The organism is Amycolatopsis sp. NBRC 101858 (assembly GCF_030269325.1).
GTDB lineage: Bacteria > Actinomycetota > Actinomycetes > Mycobacteriales > Pseudonocardiaceae > Amycolatopsis > Amycolatopsis ponsaeliensis.
On the sequence record NZ_BSTD01000001.1, the window covers coordinates 1,680,548 to 1,703,739 of the forward strand.

Sequence of the window (23,192 nt, forward strand, 5' to 3'; positions counted from 1 at the left end):
CCGGGTCTTCCCGAGTGCGGTTATCTTCGGGTCATGATCCGGCTCCTGCCCCGGTCGACCCGGTGGCGGGTCGCCCTCTTCGCCGCGCTCGCCGCGGCGCTCGTGCTCGGCCTCGGGTCCTACTGGTTCGTCCAGGCGCTGCGCAGTGGCCTCGAAAGCTCCGCGAACCAGCTCGCCAGCGAGAAGGCGCGGGCGGTCGCCGGCCTGCTCGACGCCGGGGTCAAGCCCGTCGACGTCGCCAAGCAGCTCGACTACACCGGGTACTGGATCAGCCCCGACAAGGCCGACAGCTGCCCGGACGCTCCTCGCACGAACGTCGGCCAGGCCGTGGTCTACGGGCCGGACTGCGTGCTGGGCTGGCCCTTCGGCGGCGAGAACACCGTCGTGTCGCAATCCGGGACCCTCGACCAGAAGCACTTCGTCCGGGCGTCGGTGCCGATCGACCCCGTCGGTCTAGCCACCGTCGCCACCGCGGAACGGATCCTCTGGGGCGGGGTGCCCGCGGCCGCGCTGCTCGTGGGCGGCGTCGCCTGGTTCGCGGTGCGGCGGTCGCTGCGGGCGGTGGGCGGCATCCGCGCCGAGGTCGACGGCGTGCGCGCGGGCGACCTCGGGCGCCGCGTCCCGGTGCCGGACTCCGGCGACGAGATCACCGAGCTCGCCGTGACGATGAACGAGATGCTGGCCCGGCTCGACAGCTCGGTGCGGCGGCAGAGCCAGTTCACCGCGGACGCGTCGCACGAGCTGCGCACGCCGCTCGCGTCGCTGCGCACCCAGCTCGAGGTGCAGCTCGCCCACCCCGACCGGCTCGACTGGCGACGCAGCTGCGAAAACGCCGTGCTCGACGTGACGCGGATGGAGACGCTGGCCGCGGACCTGCTGCTGCTCAGCAAGCTGGACGCGGACCAGCCCGCCGGGACCGAACCGGTGGCGCTGGCGGACCTGGTGACCACGCACGTCGCCGCGCGGGTCGCCCACGACGGCGTCGAGATCGAACCGGAGCTCGACGCGGTGCCGGTGGTGCGAGGCCACGCGGGACGGCTGGAACGCGTGCTGCGCAACCTCGTCGACAACGCCGAACGCCACGCGAAGAGCCGGGTGACGATCACGCTCACCGCGTCCGGCGGCGAGAGCGTGCTGACGGTCGAGGACGACGGGCCCGGCATCCCGGCCGGGCAGCGCGAACGCGTCTTCGACCGGTTCGTGCGGCTCGACGAGGACCGCGCCCGCGAAGACGACGGCGGTTCCGGGCTCGGCCTCGCGATCGCCGCGGAGATCGCGCGCACGCACGGCGGCACCCTGCGCGTCGCCGACGGCGCGTCCGGCGCGCGGCTGGAGCTGCGTCTTCCGCTTGCCTGAAGACGTCTTCAGCTCGCTTAAGCTCCGGTTCAGCGTGGCCCCAAGAGCATCCCGCCATGCTGATCGACCTCGCGCCGGCTCCGGTCCGCCCGCGCCTCGCACTTCCACACGTTGTCGCCGCGGTCGCCTTCGCCGGATATGCCGCCTGGTCGCTGCAGCGGCTGCGGACGTTCGACGCGAGCGGGTTCGACCTGGGGATCTTCGAACAAGCGGTGCGGTCCTACGCGCACGGCCACTGGCCCGTGTCGGACCTGCTCGGCCCCGGCGCGCCGACGCTCGGCGACCACTTCCACCCGATCCTGGCGCTGCTCGCGCCGTTCTACCTGCTGTGGCCGTCGCCGGCGTGCCTGCTGGTGGCGCAGGCTTTCCTGTTCGCGCTCTCCGCGATACCCGTGACGCGCTGCGCTTCCCGCGTGCTGGGCGCCCGCCGGGGCGCGGTCGTGGCCGCCGGGTACGTGCTGTCCTGGGGGCTGCTGTCCGCGGTGAACTTCGACTTCCACGAGGTCTGCTTCGCCGTCCCGATGGTGGCGTTCGCCGCGGAGCACCTGCTGCGCGAGCGGTGGCGGGCGGCGGTGTGGTGCGCGGTACCGCTGGTGCTGGTCAAGGAGGACCTGCCGCTGACGCTCGCCGCGGTCGGCGTGGTCCTGGTGCTCAAGGGGCAGCGCCGGCTCGGCTGGGTGGTGGCCGGCTTCGGCGTCGCGACGTCGGTTCTGCTGGTGACGGTCGTGCTGCCGGCGCTGAACCCGGCCGGCGTGTACGCGCACAGCGGCGGGTTGAACCCCTTCGGCGGGGCGATCGTCAAGGTGTCGATGCTGCTGGCCTTGGTGGTGCCGACGGCGTTCACGGCGCTGCGATCGCCGGTGCTGCTGCTCGCGGTGCCGACGCTGCTGTGGCGGCTGGCCTCGGCGAACGACCGCTACTGGGGCATGGGCTACCACTACAGCGCGGTCCTGATGCCGATCGTGTTCCTCGCGGCGGCCGACGGCGTCCGGCGGTCCGGCCGGCAGTGGCTCTTCCCGGCGTGCGCGCTCCTGGCCGGGCTGGCATCGCTGGGCCTGCAGGCGGCGCACCTGACGGACGGGGTCTGGACACCGTCGCAGCGGGCCGGCATCGACGCGGTCCTGGCCCGGATCCCGGACGACGCGACGGTGCTGGCGTCCAACCGGCTGGCCCCGCGGCTGACGTCGCGCTGCACGGTGCTGTTCTTCGACGGCGCGTCCGAGGAACGGCCGGAGTGGGTGGCGGTGGCGAAGCCGGAACAGTCGTGGCCGACGACGTTGGCCACGAAGGGGCTCGCCTTGGACGAGTTGAAGAGCACGGGGTACCTGCGCGTCGCGGAGACGGACTCCGTCGTGCTGCTCCACCGTGGGTAGAGACACCGCAGCGGTAACCGGCCAGTCGGGGGGCGTGCCGGCCGGTTACCGCCGCACCGAGAAAGAGGGAGCCACACGCCGGGAATGACGCGTGGCTCCCTGCTTCACCCGATCGAGTGACGAAGCGGCTTTCAGGCCGGGTCGGCCAGGATGCCGTTCACGTACGAGCCCGGGTGGGTTGCCGCGTCCTGGCGCAGTACCGGGAGGTCCGCCGGCCACTTCGCGGTCAGCGCCGCAGTCTGGCCCGGCGGGATCGTGTTCAGCTTCGTCGGCGTCCACGCCGGCTCGCCGGCGGCCGGCTTCACGACCGTGATCGTCGCCGAGGCCGTCGTGCCCGCGGGGACCTCGTTGTACTTCACGCCGTTGTCGACGCGCGGCAGGTGGTAGACCGGGCCGAACGTCGCGTCGTCCGGGCCGACCAGGTCGACGCCCGGCACGCCGTACAAACCGCACGTGTGGTCCGTCGTGTTGCGGTAGGTCAGCGGGATGTCGAACTGGCCCGGCGCGTCGTTCTTCTCGGCCGGCTTGCCCAGCAGGACCTCCAGGTCCGCCGTCGTGCACCGCGGCGTCTGAGACGACGCCGGTGCCACCCCACCACCGGATGCCCCCTGAGCAGCCGGCGCGGCTGGGGCGGCCGGCGCGGGAGCCGGTGCCTGAGCCGCCGGAGAACCACCGCACGCCGCCAGCGCGAAGGCCCCCGCCACCGTGCCGATCCCCATCAAGATGCGCTTCATGACATTCCTCCCTGTGTCGGAAAAGCTCAGCTGCCGACCGGCGTGACCCGCACGGTGTCGCCCTTCAGCGGCGCCCCCGCCGGCCAGTCGACGCTCACCGGCTGGCCGTACGGCCCGGTCGGCAGGTCGAACGTCACCACGGTCGGCGAGACGGCCGCCGCCGCCGAGCGCTGCACGATCCGCGACACCGCCGGGTGCCCCTCCCGCAGGTTCACCGGCACGGACTCACTCCCGTCCGGCGCCGCCGTGACCGGCAGCCGCTGCCCGCCGGCGAGGAAGGTCAGCGCCGTCGGCGCGCCCTCGAGCTTGCAGTTCGTCGTCGGCGACGCCGCGATGTAGGTGAGGACGTAGGCCTCGTGCCCGGCGGCGTGAGACGGGTCGGGCGCCACGGTCACGGTGACGTCCGACGCCCCGCACGGCGTGTCGCTCGGCATGGCGTTCGCGGCCCCGGCCGCCAGGAACAGCCCGCCGGCCGCCAGACCCCCGACGATCAGCGCGGTACCGGTTCGCTTCATGGTCATCCTCCCTCGTTCCGTGATCAACTGGACTCACAGGGAGAGATGCCCAGCGGCCACCCGGGGATGCGCCGCGATGGGGTCGATCACCCGAAAGCAACCTCGGGGACGCCCGGACGTCGAAAAGGGAGTCAGCTTCGGCCGAAGCAGACGAACGGCATCAGCGGTTCCGCCTGGGCCGCGTCGGCCAGGGCACGCGCAGGGGGCGTGCCCGCCGAGAGCGCCCGGTGGTAGGCCAGCATCACGCCGCCGGCCGTCCGGTCGTCGACGCGCGCCACGCTCGAGACGACCGTCCGGCTGCCGCCGTAGAGCAGCGCCGCCGTGAAGCCGAGGACCTCGTCGCCGTCGCGGACCACCGCCTGGCCGACGTCGCACGACGACAGCACCACCTGCTCGGGCGCGGTCGAAAGCTGCTGGACGTCGTAGGCCATCAGCGGCCCGTCGGCCAGGTTCAGCCGGGAGAACAGCACGTTCTCCTGCTCGTGGTGGCCGTGCGCGGCGAAGTGCGCGAGGCGGCAGCCGTCGAACGCCTTGAGCGTCGCCGCGACCGTCGCGTCCGGCCCGGTCAGCACCTCGGCCTCCGGGTACAGCGGCGCCAGCAGCGAAACCTCGTCGTCCGCGTGGGTCAGGTCCGAGCCCGCGACCAGCAGCGGCGCCCCGGCCGCGCGGCGCGGGCGGCGACCCGCGTCGAGCCAGGCCGACGACGACGGCGTGACCGTCACCGGGCGGCCGCGCAACGTCGGCAGCAGGCCCCACGGGATCGCCGAAAGCGCGCCCGTCGGCACGACGACGACGTCGAGGTCGCCGAGCCGGGAAGCCAGCGGCGCCAGCAGGATCCCGTCCAGCGCGGTGACCTGCGTCCGCACCGACCGGCGGATGACCTGGTCGAGCTGGGCGGGGAGCTGGCGCCCGCACAACGCGTCGAGGTCGCTGTGCAGCCGCGCGACCGGCTCGGCGACGGCCGAGGCCGGGCCGAGCTCGATCAGCGCGACCCGGTGGTCCGAGATCACCTGCGCGCACAACGCGCCGTGGTCGGCGAGGAAGCAGACCATCGCGCTGCCGGTCTCGGCGAGCTCGTCGCCGACCTCGCGCAGCTGCGCCTCCGGGTGGTCGACGTCGGTGCCCTCGGCCTGCCAGCCCTTGGCGCGGATCTCGCGTTCCAGTGCGGCACACCGCTTCACGGCCTGGGTGTCCGGCTTCCCGGACAGCTCGCCCGCGCGGATCTGCATCGAGAGGTAGCGCAGCTCGGCGACGGCGTCGACGGTCTCCGGGTGCGCGGGCGGGCGCACCGGCCGGAACCGGAACGCCTGTGCGCGCGAACGGTCGAGCCACCGGAAGACGACGCCGGGCGAGCGCTGGGCCAGCGCGGCGGCCAGACCGGCGTCGGCGAGCTCCTTGCCGAGCGACGTCGTCGCGGTCTGCAGGTCGATGCTGCCGAACCGGCCGCGGTGGCGCTCCAGCTGCGTCAGCCCGGCGCGCGCGTTGGCGAAGGTGCTGCGCCGGTCGCCGCTGGCGGCGCCGAGTTCGGCCAGCGCGAGCCGCCGGACCAGGCGGTTCTCCAGCGGCGCGGCCGGGCGGTCACGCGGGGCGATGCCGGCGCGGGCGCCGTCGAGGTCGCCCAGGGCGATGCGCGCGCGGGCGGCGAGCAGCGCGGCGATCTCGGCGTCGTTGCGCAGACCCAGTCCGGTGAGCCGGTCGGCCAGCGCGGTCGCCTCGGTCGCGACGCGGGCGATCCGCCGTCCGGCCGCGAAGTCCGCGCGCAGCACGGTCAGCTGCGCGACCGCCGCCCAGGTTTCGTTGCCGCGACGGCGAAAGCGGCGTTCGGCCCGGCCGGCCCAGCTCCGCGCGGCCGACGCGTGACCACTCGCCAGCGCGGCCAGGGCGCGGGTCAGCTCGGCTTCGGCGTGTTCCTGGTTCATCCGCAGCCGCGGGAACTGTTCCAGCGCCGCGTCTAGCTCGGCGGCGGCTTCCTGCGGCAGCCCGGCCGCGAGCAGCGCGCGGGCCTTGTCGACGGCCAGCACCGGCAGCATCCCGACACTCTGTTCGGCGTAGAACCCGCTCGCCGCGTCGAAGTCCCGCAGGGCCCCCGGGATGTCGCCGGTGAGCACGCGCGCCTGGCCGCGTCCGTGCGCCGCCTTGGCGAAAATCCGCTCCAGGCCTTCTTCCGAGGCCTGGCCGGCGCCGATCTGCTCGCACTGGTCGAGGTCGGCGAGCGCGAGCCGGACGCGCCCGGCGTACTGGTGCAGCATGGCGCGGTTGAGCAGGGTCCGGGCGAGCACGACGAACTCGCCGGCCTGGCGCAGCAGGGGGATCGCCTCGTCGAAGCACTGCAGTGCTTCGTCCATCCGGCCGATCAGGATGAAGACGAGACCCCGTTGCTGGCGCAGGATCCCGCGCCCGGCGTCGGACACGAGGACGTCGGCTTCGTCGAGCAGCGCGAGCCCGCGGGTGCTGTTGCCCAGCGCGGTTTCGACGGCGGCGTACGTGCCGAGCACGCGCGTGGCGAGGTCCGGCCAGGACGGCCATTCCGGCGGCGGCTGCTTCGCGGGCAGGCCGAGAAGCCGCGCGGCGGACCGGATCAGGCGGCCGCCGACCACGGGCTGGCCGTTGTTGGTCGCCGCGACCGCACGCCGATGCAGGTCGCGCACCCGGTCTTCCGCCCTCGGCGACGCGACCACAGGCTGCCCTTCCGGCCGGGGCCGTCCCCCTCGGCCGAGAAGGACGTCCCGGATCGTACCTCCGGGCCCGGGTGGTCCGGGAGCTCTTGCCGGAAGGGCGGATTTTCACGTCAGGGCGCGGTATCCGGTGTGCGGGCGCTGCCCTGCGCCCGGCAGAAGCCGGGGTTCCCGGCGGACGCAGGCCGGTGGCTCGCCCGTGGCAGCGCGTCAGAGTTCGATGGCCGGGGTGCTCCGCGGCCGGACGTTCGCCGCGGCCCGGACGCGGACGGCGCCTTGCCCGCGACCGCGCGGCGGGCAGCGAAGTGGAGCGCCCTGAATGAGTCATCCAAGACCGCGGCCTTCGCCGACCGCGCGACAGAACCGACCTCGCCGGACCCCCGACATCCCGGCCCCACCACGTCGAAGCTCGACGGCCGGAATGCTCAGCGGCCAAGCCGCGGCCCGGACGCCGGGCGGCGCCTTGCCCGCGACCGCGCGGCCGAGCGCACAGCGGATGCCACGGCCCGGCGAAGTCGCGGCTCGACCGGCCGCCGCCCGTCGCGCCCGCGCCCCGCCGGGCTCCGACGTCCCTGCCCGCCGCGTCAGAGTTCGATGGCCGGGGTGCTCACCGTCCTCGACCTGCCGGCCGTCCGCACCAGCACCTGCACCATCCCGTGCGGCACGGCGCTCACCGCGAACCGCCCCTCGGCGTCCGATGTGGTCGTCAAGGGGCCGGTCGCGGTGCGGACCTCGATCGGGTGCTCCGCCGGTGGGGTCAGCCACCCGTCCAGGCGGATCGTCCCCCCGGGCTCGGGGCTCACGTTCACCATGATCGTCAGGCTCTCGCTGTCGAACGTGATGAGCCGGCCCTGTTCCGCCGCGCTGCGCGTGACGGCGAGTCCCTCCTGTTCCCGGATGCGCATCACTTCCAGGTCGACGTCCTCCAGCTGGATCGCGAAGCGGATCTGCTCCACCAGCGTGGCGGGCATCGGGTCGGCGTCTTCCCACAGTTCGCGCAGTCCGGCCAGCAGCCGGAAGTCGAGCGCGTCCAGCGGCTCGTTCGCGCCGGGTGGTTCGACGGTGGTCACAGCCAATCTCCTTCGCCGTTGGCGAGTAGCTGCTCGCGCAGGCGCGCGAGGCAACGTCCCCTGGTCGGGCCGATACTCCCCCTCGGCATTCCCAGCCGGGCGCCCACTTCGGCGTAGTCCGGCCGGTGCACGAACGCCACGATCCGCAGCAAGCTGCGGCAGCGTTCGGGCAGTGCGTCGACCGCGCGCCACAAACGCGCGCGCTGGTCGTCGCGCAGCACCCCCTCCTCGGGTGCCGGTGACGCTTCGGACAGCCGCTCCGGAAGCTCCGGCAGCGGCCGTTCCACCTGGCGCTTTTCCCCAGCCCGCCAGGCTTCCCGCTTGGTCACGGTGATCAGCCAGCCGGTCAGCGCGACCGGCGAGCGGATCTCCGCGAACGAACCGAGCAGGCGCAGCCACGTCGTCTGCACGACGTCGGCGGCCTGATCGGCGTCCAGACCCTGGTCACGCGCGACCTGCCAGAGCAGCGGCGTGAGCAGGGAAACCAGTTCGTCCAGCGCCGCGCGGTCGCCCTCCCGCGCGGCGTCGAACAGTGCCGCTACCCGGCTGTGGTCGGTCTTGGCCACGGTCACAGCGAACCCAGCGCGGTCCAAGCGCGCTTGACGACGGTGTCGCGGTCGACCGTGGCCAGGTCACCGGACTGGAACAGGGCCTTGGCGATCTCGGCGGCGGCGAGCGGCGCGGCGAACGACGTCCCGTCCCACACCGCGAAGCCGGCGCTGTAGTCGTCCGGGTCGAAGGAGTTCCGACCGGGCAGCTCGTGGTCGGCGGCCGCGCTGCCGCGGACGTCGGTCGGGTACGTGCTGACGACGCCCGCGCCGGTCGCCCAGCACGTCACCCACGGGCCTTCGTTGGAGAACAGCGCCTTGCTGGTGCCGACGTCCGGGTTGAGGGCGCCGACGCTGATCACCTGCGGGCCGCAGCCGCCGCCGAGCGGCTGGTCGGCGAACGCCGCCGGGTAGAAGCGGCGGGTGGTCGCGTCGTTGCCGGCGGCCGCGACGACGAGCACGCCGAGGCTCAGCAGGTCCGCGATGGCCGTGCCGAACTGGCCGGTGAAGGCGACGTCCGCCGGGTCTTCGACGTAGTAGCCCATCGAGATCGAGACGACGTCGACCATGTCCTGCGGCCGGTTGTTCGCCTGCGCGTTCCGGACGCGGTCGGCGAGCAGGTGCAGCGCCAGCAGCACGTCGCCCTCGTACGCGACGCCGTCGCTGTGCACGACGCGGATCGCGAGGGTGTCGGCTTCGGGGCAGGCCTGCCGGATGATCCCGGCGATGAACAGGCCGTGCCCGGTGTCGGTGTCGACGTCGCCGATCAGCGGCTGGCCGGTCGTCGGCGCGTCCCAGTAGTCGGTGAGCAGCTGGGTCGGCAGCGTGGTGCCCGAGTCCTGCTCGGCCTGCAGGATCGCGGCCTGGATGCCGGGTGCGACGGTGAGGCCGGAGCCGGCGGGCGGCGGGCCGCTGCGGTCGGCCAGCCCGAACCAGCGGTGCGGGCCGATGCCGGTGTCGAGCACGGCGACGACCGGCCGCCGGTGCGCGGGCTTCTTGCTGCGGTAGGGCGGGTCCGCGGCGAGCGTCACCGGGATCCGGTTGGCCCCGTGGGTGCGCCCGTACGAGCTGCCGGCGCCGAAACCGCTGGTCTCCCAGGGCGTGCCGCCGAGACCACTGGTCTCCCACGGCACCCCGCCGAACACCGGCGAGGTGAACAGCAGGTGCTCGACGGAGATCCGCCGGACGATCTCCGGGTCGATCTCGGGCTTCTCCCCCGAAGCGGCCGACCGCAGCAGCTGCAGGGCCTTCCAGCAGTCGACGACGACGGGGTCGGAGTCCTCGCGGACGTGCAGCAGGGCGCGGACGGGCAGGTCGTCGAGCTGCCGGGCACGGCCGTACCCCGAGCTGTCGCCTCCGCGGTCGGCCGGTTCGGCGTAGATGCCGATGCGGCCGAGCACGCGGTTGATCGCGGCCAGGGACTCCTGGTCGCGCAGGTACCGGTTGGGGAGCAGGAAGGTGCCCGGCCGGTAGACGGTGGTGCGCGGGACCGGCTGCCCGGCGGCGACGACCGCCGTCGCCGGGTCGAGCACCCGCGCGCCGTGCCGGTCGAGCAACTGCCGGGGCGGGGTCGGGAGCTCGTTGAGCGTGCTCGCGTCCTCCGACAACGCTTCAGTCGCTTCCGCGTTCTCGTCCCGCACGAACTTGACGACCATCGGGTCCACCCTCCGCCATTGATCACTGATGGCACCCGGGAAAGACCGGTGAGCCGCCACCGGGATACGACACGGACGTCACGAATGGGTAACGAGCACGGCAAACGGGTGACGACGTATCTGGCGGGCCCGCCTCACCCACTTGGCCGTCCGGAAGTCACGGATCGAGTCGGGGAGATCAGCATGGTTCCGCTCCGGGTGAGCGCGCAGGAGGCAGGCCGGCCCGCGCCGGTGCGGGGGCTGGGTGGCGTGTTCACCCCGGAACCCGCGACCGGCGGGGGCAGTTTCACGGTGCCGCTCGACCTGCCGCCGGGTCCGGGCGGCGTCGCGCCCGCGCTGGCGCTGCGCTACACCACCGCCGCGGCGAACGGCGCCTTCGGCGGCGGGTTCGCGTTGCCGCTGCCGCACGTCCGGCTGGCCGGCGGCCACCCGCGGGCCGGCGCCGAGGGCCGGCTCGCCCGCCGCGGCGACGGCTTCGTGCTGACCACCCGCTCGGGCGTCCGGCACGTCCTCGGGACGACCGACGGCGGCCGGTCCGCCGGGTCCGCCTGGTACCTCGAACGGACCGAGGACGCGTTCGGCAACACCGCGGTGTTCGACTGGGTCCACCACAGCGGCCAGGCGTACCTCGCGAACGTGTCCTACGGACCGTACGAAGTGGACTTCACCTACGAGCCGCGGCCGGACGTCCTGCGCTGGGGCCGCGGCGGCACCCTCGTGACGACGGCGCTGCGGTGCGCCCGGATCGACCTGCGGGTGCCCGAGGACGCGCGGCCGCTCGTCCGGCGGTGGCGCTTCGGCTACGACGAAGACGACTTCACCGGCGCGTCCCTGCTGACGTCGGTCGTGCTCACCGGGTTCGACGCGCACGGCGCCGAGGCGGCCGCGCCGGCGCTGCGGCTGGCCTACGCCCGCACGGAACCGCCGGCCCCGCAGCGGGTCCAGGTCGCCGCGAAGACCCGGACCGGCGGCGGCGTGCTGCTGCTCGACGACGTCGTGTCCTACTTCTCCCTGGAGCCCGCCGACTTCCCGCGCACCGGGTGGCTGAGCGAGATCGACAACGGGATCGGGCTGCACACCTCGGTCGAGTACGCGACCGTCGAGGCGTTCCCGGTCGTCCGGCGCGTCACGCGGCGCGAAACGGCGACCGGGCAGACGGGCGTGACCGAGTTCGAGTACCACGACCGGCGGACCGCCGGGTTCGGCCGCGTCGTCCAGGACGAGCTCGGCGACGAGTACGCGCCCACGCTGCGGACCGTGCGCTGGTTCGGCGACGGCGGCCTGCTCGACAAGGAAGAGACCTACGGCCTCGACGGTTCCGCCGAGGAGGACCGGCCCTACCGCCGGGTGGAGCACGCCCGCCGTCCCAAGTGGACACGCTCGGTGGTGACGGTGTTCGAGCGCCGGGAGCGGCCGGTGTCGGTCACCACGACGGAGACGGCCTTCGACACCACCGGCAACCCGGTCCGGGAGGTGGAGACCACCAAGCGGCCCGGCCGCGAGCCCGCGGTCCGCGAGACCCGCACGACGTACGCGACCGCCCCCGAGCGCCGGTTCGTCGCCCTGCCTGCCCGGGTGCGCGAGCTGGACGGCGGCGGGAAAGTGCGGTCCGACAAGGTGTTCCGCTACGACGAGCGGCCCGACGGCAGTGCCGGGACCCACGGCCTGCTCACCGCGCGGGAGGAGCTGGTGCTCACCGACGCGCTCGTCGCCGACGTCTACGGCCCGGTCCTGCCGGACTTCCGCCACCACGGCTACCACCGCCGGCCCGGCGAGGACGGCTGGTGGACGACGACGTTCCACGGGCGGCTCGACACGGTCGCCGGGTTGCGCACCACCACGACCGGGCCGCACGGCCACACCCACGAGGTGCGCTACTCCGCCGACCGGTGCTTCCCCGAGATCGTCTCGGACCCGCTCGGGAACGTGACGTCGGCGCGCCACGACGTCCGCACGGCGCGCGTGTGCGAGGTGACCGATCCCGCGGGCGCGGTGACGACGGTGACCCTCGACCCGCTGGGGCGTCCCGAAACCGTGGTGCGGCCGGGCGACTCGGCGGAGCTGCCGACCGTCCGGTACCGCTACGACGGCACGCGGGTCACCACCGAGCAGCGGGCGGTGTCCGGCGAGGCGGAGGTGATCGTGACGTCGGAGCTGCGCGACGGCGCGGGCCGGCTGCTGGAGCGCCGGCACGCCGAGCTGCTCGGCGACGTCGTCGACGAGCACCACGAGTACTGCGCGCGCGGCCTGGTGTGCCGGACGAGCCGCGGGTTCCGCGACGGGCACCCGCCGGTCGCGGCGGAGGAGTTCCGCTACGACGCGCTCGGCCGTCCACTCGGGACGTCCACATCGGACACCCCGGTGGCCGCGAACGTCCTCGACCTGCTGGGCCGGGAGATCCGCGACGAGGACGGCGTCGTGCACGCCCGGGACGCGGCGGGCAACCCGGTCGAGACGCGGACCGGCGGCCACACGGTGTACCGCGTGCACGACGCGGCCGACCGGGTGGTCGCCCTGCTGGTCGACGACCCGGGCGGCGCCCCGGTCACGACGTTCACCTACCACGACGGCGGGCTCCCGGTGCCGCTCGAAGCGGGGCCGCACAGCTGCGGGCGGCTGGTGCGCGTCGCCGACGAATCCGGCGTGACGCTGTTCGGCTACGACGCGCTCGGCCACCCGGTCGAGCGGCGCTGGCGGCCGGCGCACGTCGCCGTCGAGTACCGGCTGGACGTCGTGCGCCGCGCGGACGGGCGACTGTCCGAAGTGGTCTACCCCGACGCGGGCGACGGGCGGCTGACCGTCCACCACCAGTACGACGAGGTCGGGCGGCTGGTGTGCGTGCCCGGGTTCGTCGACGAGGTCCGCTACGACCTGCACGGCCGCCGCGTCGCGGTGCACTACGCGAACGGCGTCAGCGAGCACTTCTCGCCGAAGCACGTCATCACCGGCCCGGGTGGCTGGCTGCACGAGGTCGCGCTCGGCGCCGCCGGCGAACCGCAGCCGGGCAGCGAGATCCACGACGCGTTCGGCCGGCTGCGCGGAGTCCACGGCGACGACGGGGTGAACGCGCTGTACGGCTACGACCACACGGGCCGCCGCGTCCGCACGCTCGTCACCCGCGGCACGCACATCCACGAGGTCCTGACCCCGGACGACCTGTACGCGGTGGAGGACGGCGAACTGGTGGTCGTGGTGGCGGGCACGGTCCGCAGTCACGCGGACGGCCGCCGCCGCCACCTCCACTTCGACGCGGCCGACGGCATCGCGCTGATCACCGACGAGTCCGGCGCGGTCGTCGACGAGCCGATCAGCCGCGGTCGTGGAGAGTGACGTGGTAGCCGTCGGGGTCGGCGAAGGTGAACGTGCGGCCGAAGGGGCCGTCGATCGGCGCCGAGACGATGGGGTGGCCGTCGGCGGCGAGGGCGTCGTGAATGGCCTGGACGTCGGTGGCGTGGAGCCAGATCGCGACACCGATGCCGGGCTGGGCGACGGAGGCGAGATCGGTGCCGGGGAGGACGTCGCGGAGGGCGAACGCGATCGGCTTCGTCTCGAAGACGACGGCGTGCGGCGGTCCGGCCGGTGAGCGGACGAGGCCGAGGTACTGCTCGTAGAACGCCTGCGAAGCGGCGAGGTCGCGCGCTTGGAGCGAGATGAAGTCGGGGCCGGTGGCGGGCATGGTGGCACTCCTTTTCTACATGTCAGGTTCCTGACATCAACCACTGTATGTCAGGAACCTGACATCGGTCAAGGCGTCCGTCAGTCGAGCACCGCCAGGTCCAGCCGGCTGAGGCGATCGGGGTCGGCGAGGATGTCGATCTCGACGATCCGCCCGCCCGCCACCGTGAAGCCCAGCACCGAGAACGGCCGCCCGTCGCGCGTGCCGACCACCCCCGCCGCCCCGTTGACCAGGGCCCGGCGGACCACGCCGCCGCCCGCGCCGAGCCGGGAGAACGTCAGTGCCTGGTTCGCCACCGCCGCCGGGCCGCGCACCTCGATCGAGCCGCCCAGTGCCGCGCCGCGGTCGGCGCGCAGCACGACCTCCGGATCGAGGACCGAGACCAGCGCGTCGAAGTCGCCGCCGCGGGCCGCCGCCAGGAAGGCGTCGACGACCTCGCGCTGCCGGGCCAGGTCCGGATCCGGGGCGACCGGGGCACCCTGGACCCGCCGCCGGGCCCGGCTCGCCAGCTGCCGGGTCGCCGCTTCGGACCGGCCGACGATCGGCGCGATCTCCTCGAACGGCATCGCGAACATGTCCCGCAGCACGAACGCCAGCCGCTCGCCCGGGGTGAGCGTGTCGAGCACGACCAGCAGCGCGAGGCCGACCGAGTCCGCCATCAGCGCCTCGTGCTCGGGCCCGGCGTCGTCGAGACTGACGATCGGGTCGGGCACCAGGACGTCCCACGGCTCCTCGCGCCGAGCCTTGCGCGAGCGCAGCATGTCGAGGCAGACGCGCCCGACGACCGTGGTCAGCCAGCCGCCCAGGTTCTCGACGGCGGCGGAGTCGCTCCGGCTCAGCCGCAGCCACGACTCCTGGACGGCGTCCTCGGCCTCGCTCAGCGAACCGAGCATCCGGTAGGCGACCGACCGCAGGTGGTCTCGGTGGGTCTCGAAGCTGCGGGCCAGCAGATCGTCGTTCACGGGCTCGTCCTTTCGCGTACGTCACCACCTTGACGTACGCCGCAACCACGATGTGACAGATCGGACGACTGCATCCCGCTCAGCGGCATCTCCCCTTGACGTACGATATATGACCGCATAATCATCGGACCTCTCCGACGAAGGAGCGGCCATGAGAGTCCGAGCCTGCCTCGCCGCGGTCATCGTGCTGCTGGCGAGCCTGGTCACCCCCGCCAACGCCGAGCTCTTCAACCCGCGCCAGGACTGGCTGCGGGCTTCGACGGCCGGGCTGTTCCTGCACTGGGGCATGTTCACCGCGCCGCGGCACACCGACTGCGCCGCCTGGGAGCACGACGTCAGCGCCGGCGGCTGGACGCCGGACTACTGGATCGACGAAGCGACGAAGCTCGGCGCGTCCTACGTCGTCCTCACCACCTTCCACAGCCGGCTGGGCTACGCGCGGCCGTGGCCGTCGAAGATCCCGGGCAGCTGCTCGACCCAGCGCGACTTCCTCGGCGAGCTGATCGCCGCAGGCCAGGCCAAGGGCGTCCGGGTGATGCTCTACATGACCGACGATCCCCAGTGGCACAACGAAACCGGCCACGAGTCGCTCGACTCGGCCGCCTATTCGGCGTACAAGGGTCACCCGGTCGACCTGACGACGCGCCCGGGCTTCGGCGAGTTCAGCTACGACCTCTTCGACGAAGTCATGGACCGCTACTCGGACCTTGCCGGCTTCTGGATCGACAACGACAACGAGTACTGGGAGCAGCACGGGCTCTACGAGCACATCCGCGAGAAGCGGCCGTCCTGGTTGCTGAGCAACAACAACGAGGACACGCCGATCATGGACACGGTCAGCAACGAGCAGAAGACCGGCATGACGCCGTCCTACGACTACCCGCAGGCGATCTACACACCGATGCCGCGGCTCACCGAGGCCGACTACAAGCTGCCGACCAACGGCGACTGGTGGTACAGCGGCGGCGACCAGGCCGTCGACGTCCGGCTCTCGACCGGCCGCTACATCACGAACGCGGGTTCGTCGATCAAGTCGCTGATGGCCGAAACCGCTATGCTGAACGGGAAGTTCCCGCCGCAGCAGGAGGCGTTCAACACCTTCATGGCGTCCTGGACGCAGCCGATCAGGAAAACACTGGAGGGGACGGTAGGCGGCGGCTACATGTACGGCGGACTGCAACCCGGCTTCTGGAACGACGGCGCGCACGGCGTCATCACCATGAAAGGGGCGACGCAGTACGTGCACGTCGTCACGCGGCCGTCGACGAACCTGGTCCGCCTGCGCGACAACGGCTACCGCGTCACCGGCGTGTCCGATGTGCGCACCGGGAAACCGATGGAGTTCGCCCAGTCCGGCGGTTATCTGTCCATTCTGGACATCAAGGACTGGGACACCTACGACACGGTGTTCGAAGTGCACACCGCCGGGCAGCAGTACTTCTACGACAAGAGCACGATCAAGGCGACCGCGTCGGCGTCGGCACCCGGGCACCCCGCGTCGAACCTCGTCGACGGCAGCTACCTGAACTACTGGGACGCGGGCGGGCAGCAGCCGGTGTCCGTGACGCTCGACCTGGGCAAGAAGCGCTCGACGGCCTACCTGGCGGTGCACGAGCGCGAGTCGTCGCCGACGGCGGCGCGCGAGTCCTTCGGCCGCGCCGAAGATTCCGCGCGGATCAAGGACTACCGCGTCTACGCCAGTGACGACGGGAAGAACTGGGGTACGCCGGTGCGCACCGGCGCCCTGCCGAGCACCCGCGGTGTGCAGTTCGTCGACGTCGGCGAGGTGCACGCGCGGTACCTCAAGCTTGAGGTGCTGAACACGTGGTCCGGCCCGCAGGCCAAGCCGTTCTTCCACCAGCTCGCGCTCGACGAGATCGACGTCGCCTACGGCTACCCCGACCCGCACGGCGAGCTGCCCCTCGAAGCGGAGTCACCCCGCAACGGCTTCGAGGGCAAGGCATCGCCGGTGTGGTGCGAGGCGTGCTCGGGCACGGCCGCCGTCACCGGGCTCGACCGCGGCGCGGTCACCTTCCGCGGCGTCCAGGCCGCCGGGCCCTCCCGGCTGCAGCTCGACACGACCGGTCCCGGCACGCTGGCGGTGAGCGTCAACGGCGCCGCGCCGATCACCGTCACCGCCCCGGCGGCGATCGCCGCGCCGCTGAAGGCCGGCGCCAACACGATCAAGATGTCCGGGAACGTCGGCCTCGACCGGATCGCGGTGGCCCCGCTGCCGCCCGAGTCGTCCACGCCGAGGACGACGTTGACGGTGGAACCCGCTGGTGTGCAATGGGTTTCGCCGGGCCAGCAGTCCCTGAAGGTCACCGCGTCCCTGCGGCTCGACGTCGACGACCCGGTCGACCAGGTGTCGCTGGCCCCGGTCGTCCCGGCGGGCTGGACCCTCCAGGGTGCCCCGGTGACCGCGGCGCACCTGGGGCTCGGTCAGGTCCTGAGTGGATCGTGGACCGTGACGGCGCCGGCGGCCCAGGACGTCACCATCCCGGTGACGGCGTCGTTCACGACGCTCGGCCGCGCGAAGTCGGTGAGCAAGCCGGTGCAGGTGAAGCCGCGCCCGGCCGACCGGGTGTTCATGCGTGAAGCGGAAGACTCGGCCAACGACATCGGCGACGCCGGCGTCACGAGCTGCTCGCCGTGCTCGGGCGGGCAGAAGGTGCGCAACATCGGCGGCAGCGCGGGCGCGGCGGTCACGTTCCCGGGCGTGACGGTGGCCGCGGCCGGGCAGTACCCGCTCTACCTCGACTTCACCGTCAACGGCGACCGGTCGTACTTCGTGTCGGTGAACGGCGGCACGCCGGTGGAGGTGAAGGTCAGCGGCGCCGGCAACAGCACGCCGTACACCACTTCGGTGCCGGTGACGCTGAACGCGGGCGCCAACACGATCCGGATCGGCAACGACCGTTCGGGCGCTCCGGATCTGGACCGGATTTCACTGGGCTAGCTCGCGCAGCACCCGGGCCGCGTCGATGTCGACGGCGCGACTCGGGTCCCCGCCCGCCTCGCTCCACGCGACGGACACCCACAGCTCGGCGTAGTCCCCGCGCTCGACGGCGGGCAGCTGCCAGGTGAGCCGCGCGCCGTCGAGTTCGACGGCGCCGGCCAGCTGCCCCGACCAGTACGGCGGCACGTGCCGGCCCTCGTCGGCACAGCGGCGCAGCACTTCGGCGCCGGGACCGCCGACGCTCACCGTGGCCTCGGTGGTCTCGGCGGTGAAGACGCCGTCGTCACCGGTGACCTCCGCCGGCGGATCGGCGAGCTCGGCCTGGACGACGAACTCGCTGAGCGGTTCCCTGGCCAGCACCCGGAAGATCGCCGTCTCCCGGGTGACGCCGGGCTGCTCGGGCGTGGTGGCCCCGGCGAGCACGTCGAGCCGCACGGACCGGTGCCGCCACCGGCACAGCCGCGCCTCGGAGCCGAGGCCCCAGGTGTGTTCGGGTTTCGCGGGCACGTCCCAGCCACCGATGCGGACGGCGAACCGCACGTCACCGAGCGGGGTGACGACGTCGAGCGCCCGTGGCGGTGTCCGCGACAGCACTTCGGTGTCCAGCATGCAGACATCCTTACCCCGCACCGAGAGCCCGTACACGAAGGTCACCCGTCCGTGGAAAATGGACAGCATGCTGAACGACTTGCCCCGGCTCCCGCCGATGGGCGCGGTGATCGAGCGGGACGGGCCGATCGTCCGGACCCACTACGGCACCCACGGCGAGGTGACCCACGATCCGCTGCCGGACGGCGATCTCGCCGCGCTCGTCGCCCGGCAGGTCGAGGCGTTCGCGCGCCGGAACGAGCCGGTGGTGTGGCCGGTGTACGGCGACACGCGGCTCGCCGAAGCCCTGCTTGCCGCGGGCTTCACGGCGGAACCGGAACGCGCGTTGCTCAGCTGTCCGATCGGGACGGACACCACCCCGCTCCCCGGAGTCGGCCATGACTGGGCCGGGCACCGGCGCGTCGCGGAGCTGGCCGCCGAGACCGGTCCGCACCGCCGTCCCTACGCCGAGTTCCTCGCCGACGCGGCCCACCTGGACCGGTCGTCCGAGGTCGTGCTCGACGGCGACCGCGCCGCCTGGCTCGAAGAACTCGGTGACTGCATGGTCGTCGGCGGGATCACCGACCCCGGCTTCGCGGCGACGGTCGCCGGTCATGACTGGGGCCGCCCCGGCGCGCGGTTCCTGCTCGCGGAAGCGTCCGGCGCCCTGCGTGACGCGCTCGAAGCAGCCGGGATGCGGGTTCGCACCACGGTCACCCGGTACCACCTGCCCTCGTCCGGCGAACCCGCGCGGACCCGCCCGGTCCGCCGGCTGTTCTCCGAGCCGGAGCACGACGAAATCTGGGATCGCTTCTCCGAGAAGTTCGGCTTCCGGCCCGACACGAGGAGCTTCCCCGGTATCACCGAACCGCCGGGTTCGGCGACATGGCACGTCGGCGACCTCGAAGACGCCCAGCTGGACGCCCTGTACGACATCGTCCACAAGGGACTCCGCGAGTCCGTCGAGCCCGGCGAAGAGCTGTACTGGCTCGACTGGCACCACGCGGGTTACCGCTTCGACCCCGCCCGGGTCGACGGCACCGGGCCGCGGTGGCCCGGCGCCGTCTTCCCGGACGGCGACTACTGCCTCTACCTGACGGCCGACCTGCGCCTGGGCACCTTCGGGCACCCGTGGGAGGCGACCGTCTGCGTGTTCGGCGAGCTCCTCACCCGGACCGGGCCGGAGCTCACCGCCGCGCTCGGGAAGCCGGTCCGGCGGTCAGAACCCTGACGTGCCGTTCGGCGTGCCCAGGCCGGTCGGCCCGTCGTACCCGGCACCCGCCGTGCAGAGGTAGCTCCCGCCGCAGCTGCCGTTCGAGCCCGACGTCACGTCGTACAGCCCGCCGGTGTGCGCGTACGGGTAGGACCCGGACGTCACCGAGGTGCCGGACAGCGCGTACACGCTCGCGATCACCGGCGACGACAGGCTCGTGCCGCCGACCTGCACCCAGCCGTCCGCGCCCTGGGCGAGCCCCAGCGACAGCAGCAGGTCGCAGAACGACGAGCTGCCGCAGCTGTTGTACGTGTCGTAGACGCCGAGGCCGGTGGCCGGGTCCGCGACCGCCGAGACGTCCGCGACCGTCCTCTTGGCACACGCGGTGTCGTGCTGCCACGCGGGTTTCGCCTCCAGCGCGGAACATCCGCTGCCGCTGCCCTTCCACGCCGTCTCGGTCCAGCCGCGCGCGGTGCTCGTGGACTTCTTCAGCGTCGTGCCGCCGACCGCGGTGACGTACGGCGAAGACGCCGGCCAGCTGACGCCGTAGCCCGAGTCACCCGAGGACGCCGTGACGGCGATGCCCGGGTGGTTCAGGTGCGCGTCGGCGGCGAGGATCGTCGAGTCTTCGGTACCGCCGTAGCTGTTGGAGATCGCCACCACGCCCGGTGTCGCCGCGGCCGTGTCGACCGCCGTCATCAGCGGGTCGGTGTCCGGGGAATCGGCCTCCACCAACAGGATCTTGCAGTCCGGGCAGGTCGCCGACACCGCGTCGAGGTCGAGGCTGATCTCCTCCGCCCAGCCGTAGTCGGGCGCCGGCAGCGGGCTGGCCGCGCCGTTCTGGTTGACCTTCTTGAAGCAGCCGTTGGCCGTGGTGCACGGGGAAAGCCCGCGGGCGGACCGGAACTTCGCCAGGTCGGCTTCCGCGGTGGGGGCGTCCTGCGCGTCGACGATGGCGACGGTCTTGCCGTTGGCGTGCAGGCCGCCGAGGTTGTACGCGGCTTGGATTTCCGCCGGCCCGTAGCCGACCGGGGTGGACGTGAGCAGCGGGCCGTTGCCCTTCGGCGAACGGATCGCCTTGCCGAGGCAGTGCATCTTGCCGGAGGTGGCACAGCCGAAGTTGACTGTGCCGCCGCTCTGCAGCGGCGCGGCTTCGGCGGGAGAGGCGACCGCGACCGACAGCGGGGCCGCGACCAGGGAGAGGGCGATGAGGGACCGGAGCAACCGCGAAGAGGCCATACCTACTCCTCGGTAGGGGACGAGGTGTGGCACGGGATCGTCGCATGTCACTCGTTCGAGGTCACCCTTCCGATGGATGTTTCTCGGTTCAGTCATTCGCCCACTGCGCGGCCAATCGGACGAACGGTCACCAAACCCCTCACCCGACCAAGGTATTGGTCCAGACAAGTGTTACCGAAAAGTGACCGAAGGCCCGCTGAGCGGGAGCTAATTTGTTGTGACTCGCAACGAATGCTCGTGGATCCCCAACGGCGGAGGTGTCACGGCGTGAACCGGACCCTGAACAAGCTTCGACGACGCGGCCCGAGGCTCGCGCTCGTCGCATCGGCACTGCTGGTGGCGGCCGGGCTGAGCGCCCCCGCCGCGCTGGCCGCGGACGACTACACGCAGAGCGTCACCCAGCTCAGCTCGACGCAGCTGCAGCTCAACTTCACCCCGACGACCCCCGCGGTGTACGTGGACGTCCACTACACCGGCGTCCCGGGCGTCGGCCAGCAGAACGTGCGGATGGTCAACGGCTCCGGCACCTGGCGGACCACCGTCAACGGCCTGAGCACCGGGAACACGCTCGACTACTGGTTCACCTACGAGAAGAGCGGCCCGCAGTACGACACCCCGCACTTCACCTACACCGTGGGCGGCAGCTCGACGACGGTGTCGGCGCCGACGTTCAGCCCACCCGGCGGCACGTACTCCAGCGCCCAGACGGTGACGATCAGCAGCGCCACCTCGGGCGCGACCATCCGGTACACGGTCGACGGCTCGACCCCGACCGCGTCTTCGACGCTCTACAGTGGACCGATCAGCGTCCCGAACTCCCGCACGGTCAACGCGATCGCGCTCAAGTCCGGTTCGACGACGTCCCCGGTGTCCAGCGCGAGCTACACGATCGGCACCCAGGCGGGCTGCCCGACGCAGTCCGACACCCCGAACTTCGGCTCGAACGTGCGGATCTTCGACCCGGGCATGTCCGCGGCGACGATCCAGGCGCAGCTCGACACCGACTTCAACAACCAGAAGGACACGCTGACCGCGCAGTTCGCGGACCGGCGCGTCGCCCACCTGTTCAAGCCGGGCACCTACAACAACGTGCACGACAACGTCGGCTTCTACACCTCGGTCGCCGGCCTCGGGCAGAACCCGGGCGACGTCGTGATCAACGGTGACGTCACGGTGGACGCCTTCAACGCCTCCGACAACGGCGTCGCGCTGCAGAACTTCTGGCGCTCGGCGGAGAACCTGGCCGTCGTGCCCTCCGGCGGCAGCGAACGCTGGGCCGTGGCGCAGGCCGCGCCGTTCCGCCGGATGGACGTCCGCGGCAACCTGCAGCTGTACCCGGCGAGCTACGGCTTCGCCAGCGGCGGCTACATCGCCGACTCGAAGGTCGCCGGCCAGGCGGCGTCGATTTCGCAGCAGCAGTGGTACACCCGCGACTCGCAGCTCGGCAGCTGGGACGGCGGCGTCTGGAACATGGTCTTCTCCGGCACCAGCGGCGCGCCGGCGAACACGTTCCCGAACCCGCCGGAGACGACGCTGTCGACCACCCCGGTCTCCCGCGACGTGCCCTACCTCTACGTCGACGGCACCGGCAAGTACCGCGTGTTCCTGCCGTCCCTGCGCACCAACGCGTCCGGCCCGAGCTGGGCGAGCGGCAGCACCCCGGGCACGTCGGCGCCGATGAGCCAGTTCTACGTCGTCAAGTCCGGTGACACGGCCGCGTCGATCAACAACGCGCTCGCCGCGGGCTGCAACCTGTTCTTCACGCCGGGCATCTACCACCTCAACCAGACGCTCAACGTGACGAAGGCGAACACGACGATCCTCGGCATCGGCTACCCGACGCTGGTGCCCGACAACGGCGTCAACGCGATGCAGGTGTCCGATGTGGACGGCGTGCGGCTCAAGGGCCTGCTCTTCGACGCCGGCACGACGAACTCGCAGGCGCTGCTCACGGTCGGCCAGTCCGGCTCGTCGGCGTCCCACGCTTCGAACCCGACGACGGTCCAGGACGTGTTCTTCCGGATCGGCGGCGCGATCGCCGGCAAGGCGACGAACAGCCTGATCGTCAACAGCGCCAACACGATCATCGACCACATCTGGGCGTGGCGGGCCGACCACGGCAACGGCGGCACGGTCGGCTGGAACACCAACACGGCCGACACCGGGCTCGTGGTGAACGGCGCGAACGTGCTGGCCACCGGCTTGTTCGTCGAGCACTACCAGAAGTACCAGGTGATCTGGAACGGCCAGGGCGGGAAGACGATCTTCTTCCAGAACGAGATGCCCTACGACGTGCCGAACCAGGCGTCGTGGAACGCGCCATCGGGAGTCGCGGGGTACGCGGCCTACAAGGTCGGGGCGAACGTGACGTCCCATGAGGCCTGGGGTCTCGGGAGCTACTGCTTCTTCGACACGAACCCGGCGGTGTCCAGCTACCACGCGTTCGAAGTGCCGAACACCAGCGGCGTCAAGTTCCACAGCCTGCTGTCGGTATCGCTCAACTACCGCGGCACGATCACCCACGTCATCAACGACACCGGCGGCGTCACGCCTTCGGGCACGGTGCCGGTGAACGTGGTGAGCTACCCGTAACCGGGTGAACCAGCGGCCCCCGCACCGGACCCGACCC

At 72.3% G+C, this 23,192-nt stretch carries 16 protein-coding genes; 6 read left to right on the forward strand and 10 right to left on the reverse strand.

The features are described from left to right. The first annotated feature begins 33 nt into the window (after positions 1-33). Together QSK39_RS08085 and QSK39_RS08090 are read left to right on the forward strand one after the other, a co-directional pair. Positions 34-1,356, forward strand: a complete 1,323-nt coding sequence (locus QSK39_RS08085; protein ID WP_285476998.1) for a sensor histidine kinase — start codon at positions 34-36, stop codon at positions 1,354-1,356. Positions 1,357-1,412: 56 nt separating this feature from the next. Beyond that, positions 1,413-2,729 carry a DUF2079 domain-containing protein gene (locus tag QSK39_RS08090; RefSeq protein ID WP_285476999.1) on the forward strand — a complete coding sequence of 439 codons (1,317 nt, stop codon included), beginning with the start codon at positions 1,413-1,415 and terminating at the stop codon, positions 2,727-2,729. Positions 2,730-2,860: 131 nt separating this feature from the next. Here QSK39_RS08090 and QSK39_RS08095 read toward each other — a convergent pair whose 3' ends face one another. From QSK39_RS08095 to QSK39_RS08120, 6 genes are all read right to left on the reverse strand, one after another. Further along, positions 2,861-3,463 (reverse strand): DUF4232 domain-containing protein, encoded by a 603-nt coding sequence (locus QSK39_RS08095; RefSeq protein WP_285477000.1) that lies wholly within the window; start codon positions 3,461-3,463, stop codon positions 2,861-2,863. Between the two features lie 26 nt (positions 3,464-3,489). Continuing rightward, a complete protein-coding gene (locus QSK39_RS08100; RefSeq protein ID WP_285477001.1) occupies positions 3,490-3,978 on the reverse strand; it encodes a DUF4232 domain-containing protein in 489 nt (162 codons plus the stop codon). Between the two features lie 131 nt (positions 3,979-4,109). After that, positions 4,110-6,626 carry a CHAT domain-containing protein gene (locus QSK39_RS08105; RefSeq protein ID WP_285477002.1) on the reverse strand — a complete coding sequence of 839 codons (2,517 nt, stop codon included), beginning with the start codon at positions 6,624-6,626 and terminating at the stop codon, positions 4,110-4,112. Positions 6,627-7,237: 611 nt separating this feature from the next. Continuing rightward, entirely contained in the window at positions 7,238-7,723 is a 486-nt protein-coding gene (locus QSK39_RS08110; RefSeq protein WP_285477003.1) for a hypothetical protein, read from the reverse strand. Continuing rightward, complete coding sequence (locus QSK39_RS08115; RefSeq protein WP_350310734.1) at positions 7,720-8,295, reverse strand: RNA polymerase sigma factor; 576 nt, start codon at positions 8,293-8,295, stop codon at positions 7,720-7,722. The genes QSK39_RS08110 and QSK39_RS08115 overlap by 4 nt, the downstream gene beginning before the upstream one ends. Continuing rightward, on the reverse strand, positions 8,292-9,926 hold the full coding sequence (locus tag QSK39_RS08120) for a S8 family serine peptidase (protein ID WP_285477004.1): 1,635 nt from the start codon (positions 9,924-9,926) through the stop codon (positions 8,292-8,294). Before QSK39_RS08120 ends, QSK39_RS08115 begins: the two co-directional genes overlap by 4 nt. Before the next feature lie 183 nt (positions 9,927-10,109). Between QSK39_RS08120 and QSK39_RS08125 the strand changes: the two genes are divergently transcribed. Beyond that, positions 10,110-13,256 (forward strand): SpvB/TcaC N-terminal domain-containing protein, encoded by a 3,147-nt coding sequence (locus tag QSK39_RS08125; protein WP_285477005.1) that lies wholly within the window; start codon positions 10,110-10,112, stop codon positions 13,254-13,256. On the opposite strand, the gene QSK39_RS08130 is transcribed toward QSK39_RS08125, so the two are convergent. Then, positions 13,234-13,602, reverse strand: a complete 369-nt coding sequence (locus tag QSK39_RS08130) for a VOC family protein (RefSeq protein ID WP_285477006.1) — start codon at positions 13,600-13,602, stop codon at positions 13,234-13,236. The genes QSK39_RS08125 and QSK39_RS08130 overlap by 23 nt on opposite strands. Positions 13,603-13,682: 80 nt before the next feature. Beyond that, positions 13,683-14,564: a sigma-70 family RNA polymerase sigma factor gene (locus QSK39_RS08135; RefSeq protein WP_285477007.1), complete on the reverse strand. Its 882-nt coding sequence runs from the start codon at positions 14,562-14,564 to the stop codon at positions 13,683-13,685. Between the two features lie 151 nt (positions 14,565-14,715). Here QSK39_RS08135 and QSK39_RS08140 point away from each other — a divergent pair, with 151 nt between their 5' ends. Then, the gene (locus tag QSK39_RS08140; protein ID WP_285477008.1) at positions 14,716-17,523 is read left to right on the forward strand and encodes an alpha-L-fucosidase; all 2,808 of its coding nucleotides are present in this window, start codon (positions 14,716-14,718) and stop codon (positions 17,521-17,523) included. On the opposite strand, the gene QSK39_RS08145 is transcribed toward QSK39_RS08140, so the two are convergent. Then, entirely contained in the window at positions 17,512-18,132 is a 621-nt protein-coding gene (locus QSK39_RS08145; RefSeq protein ID WP_285477009.1) for a hypothetical protein, read from the reverse strand. The two genes, QSK39_RS08140 and QSK39_RS08145, sit on opposite strands and share 12 nt — an antisense overlap. Before the next feature lie 67 nt (positions 18,133-18,199). Here QSK39_RS08145 and QSK39_RS08150 point away from each other — a divergent pair, with 67 nt between their 5' ends. Continuing rightward, positions 18,200-19,342 carry a DUF2716 domain-containing protein gene (locus QSK39_RS08150; RefSeq protein ID WP_285477010.1) on the forward strand — a complete coding sequence of 381 codons (1,143 nt, stop codon included), beginning with the start codon at positions 18,200-18,202 and terminating at the stop codon, positions 19,340-19,342. Here QSK39_RS08150 and QSK39_RS08155 read toward each other — a convergent pair. Next, on the reverse strand, positions 19,331-20,563 hold the full coding sequence (locus QSK39_RS08155) for a S53 family peptidase (RefSeq protein WP_285477011.1): 1,233 nt from the start codon (positions 20,561-20,563) through the stop codon (positions 19,331-19,333). The genes QSK39_RS08150 and QSK39_RS08155 overlap by 12 nt on opposite strands. Before the next feature lie 267 nt (positions 20,564-20,830). On the opposite strand from QSK39_RS08155, the gene QSK39_RS08160 reads away from it, so the two are divergent. Continuing rightward, positions 20,831-23,155: a chitobiase/beta-hexosaminidase C-terminal domain-containing protein gene (locus QSK39_RS08160; protein ID WP_285477012.1), complete on the forward strand. Its 2,325-nt coding sequence runs from the start codon at positions 20,831-20,833 to the stop codon at positions 23,153-23,155. Positions 23,156-23,192 lie beyond the last annotated feature (37 nt).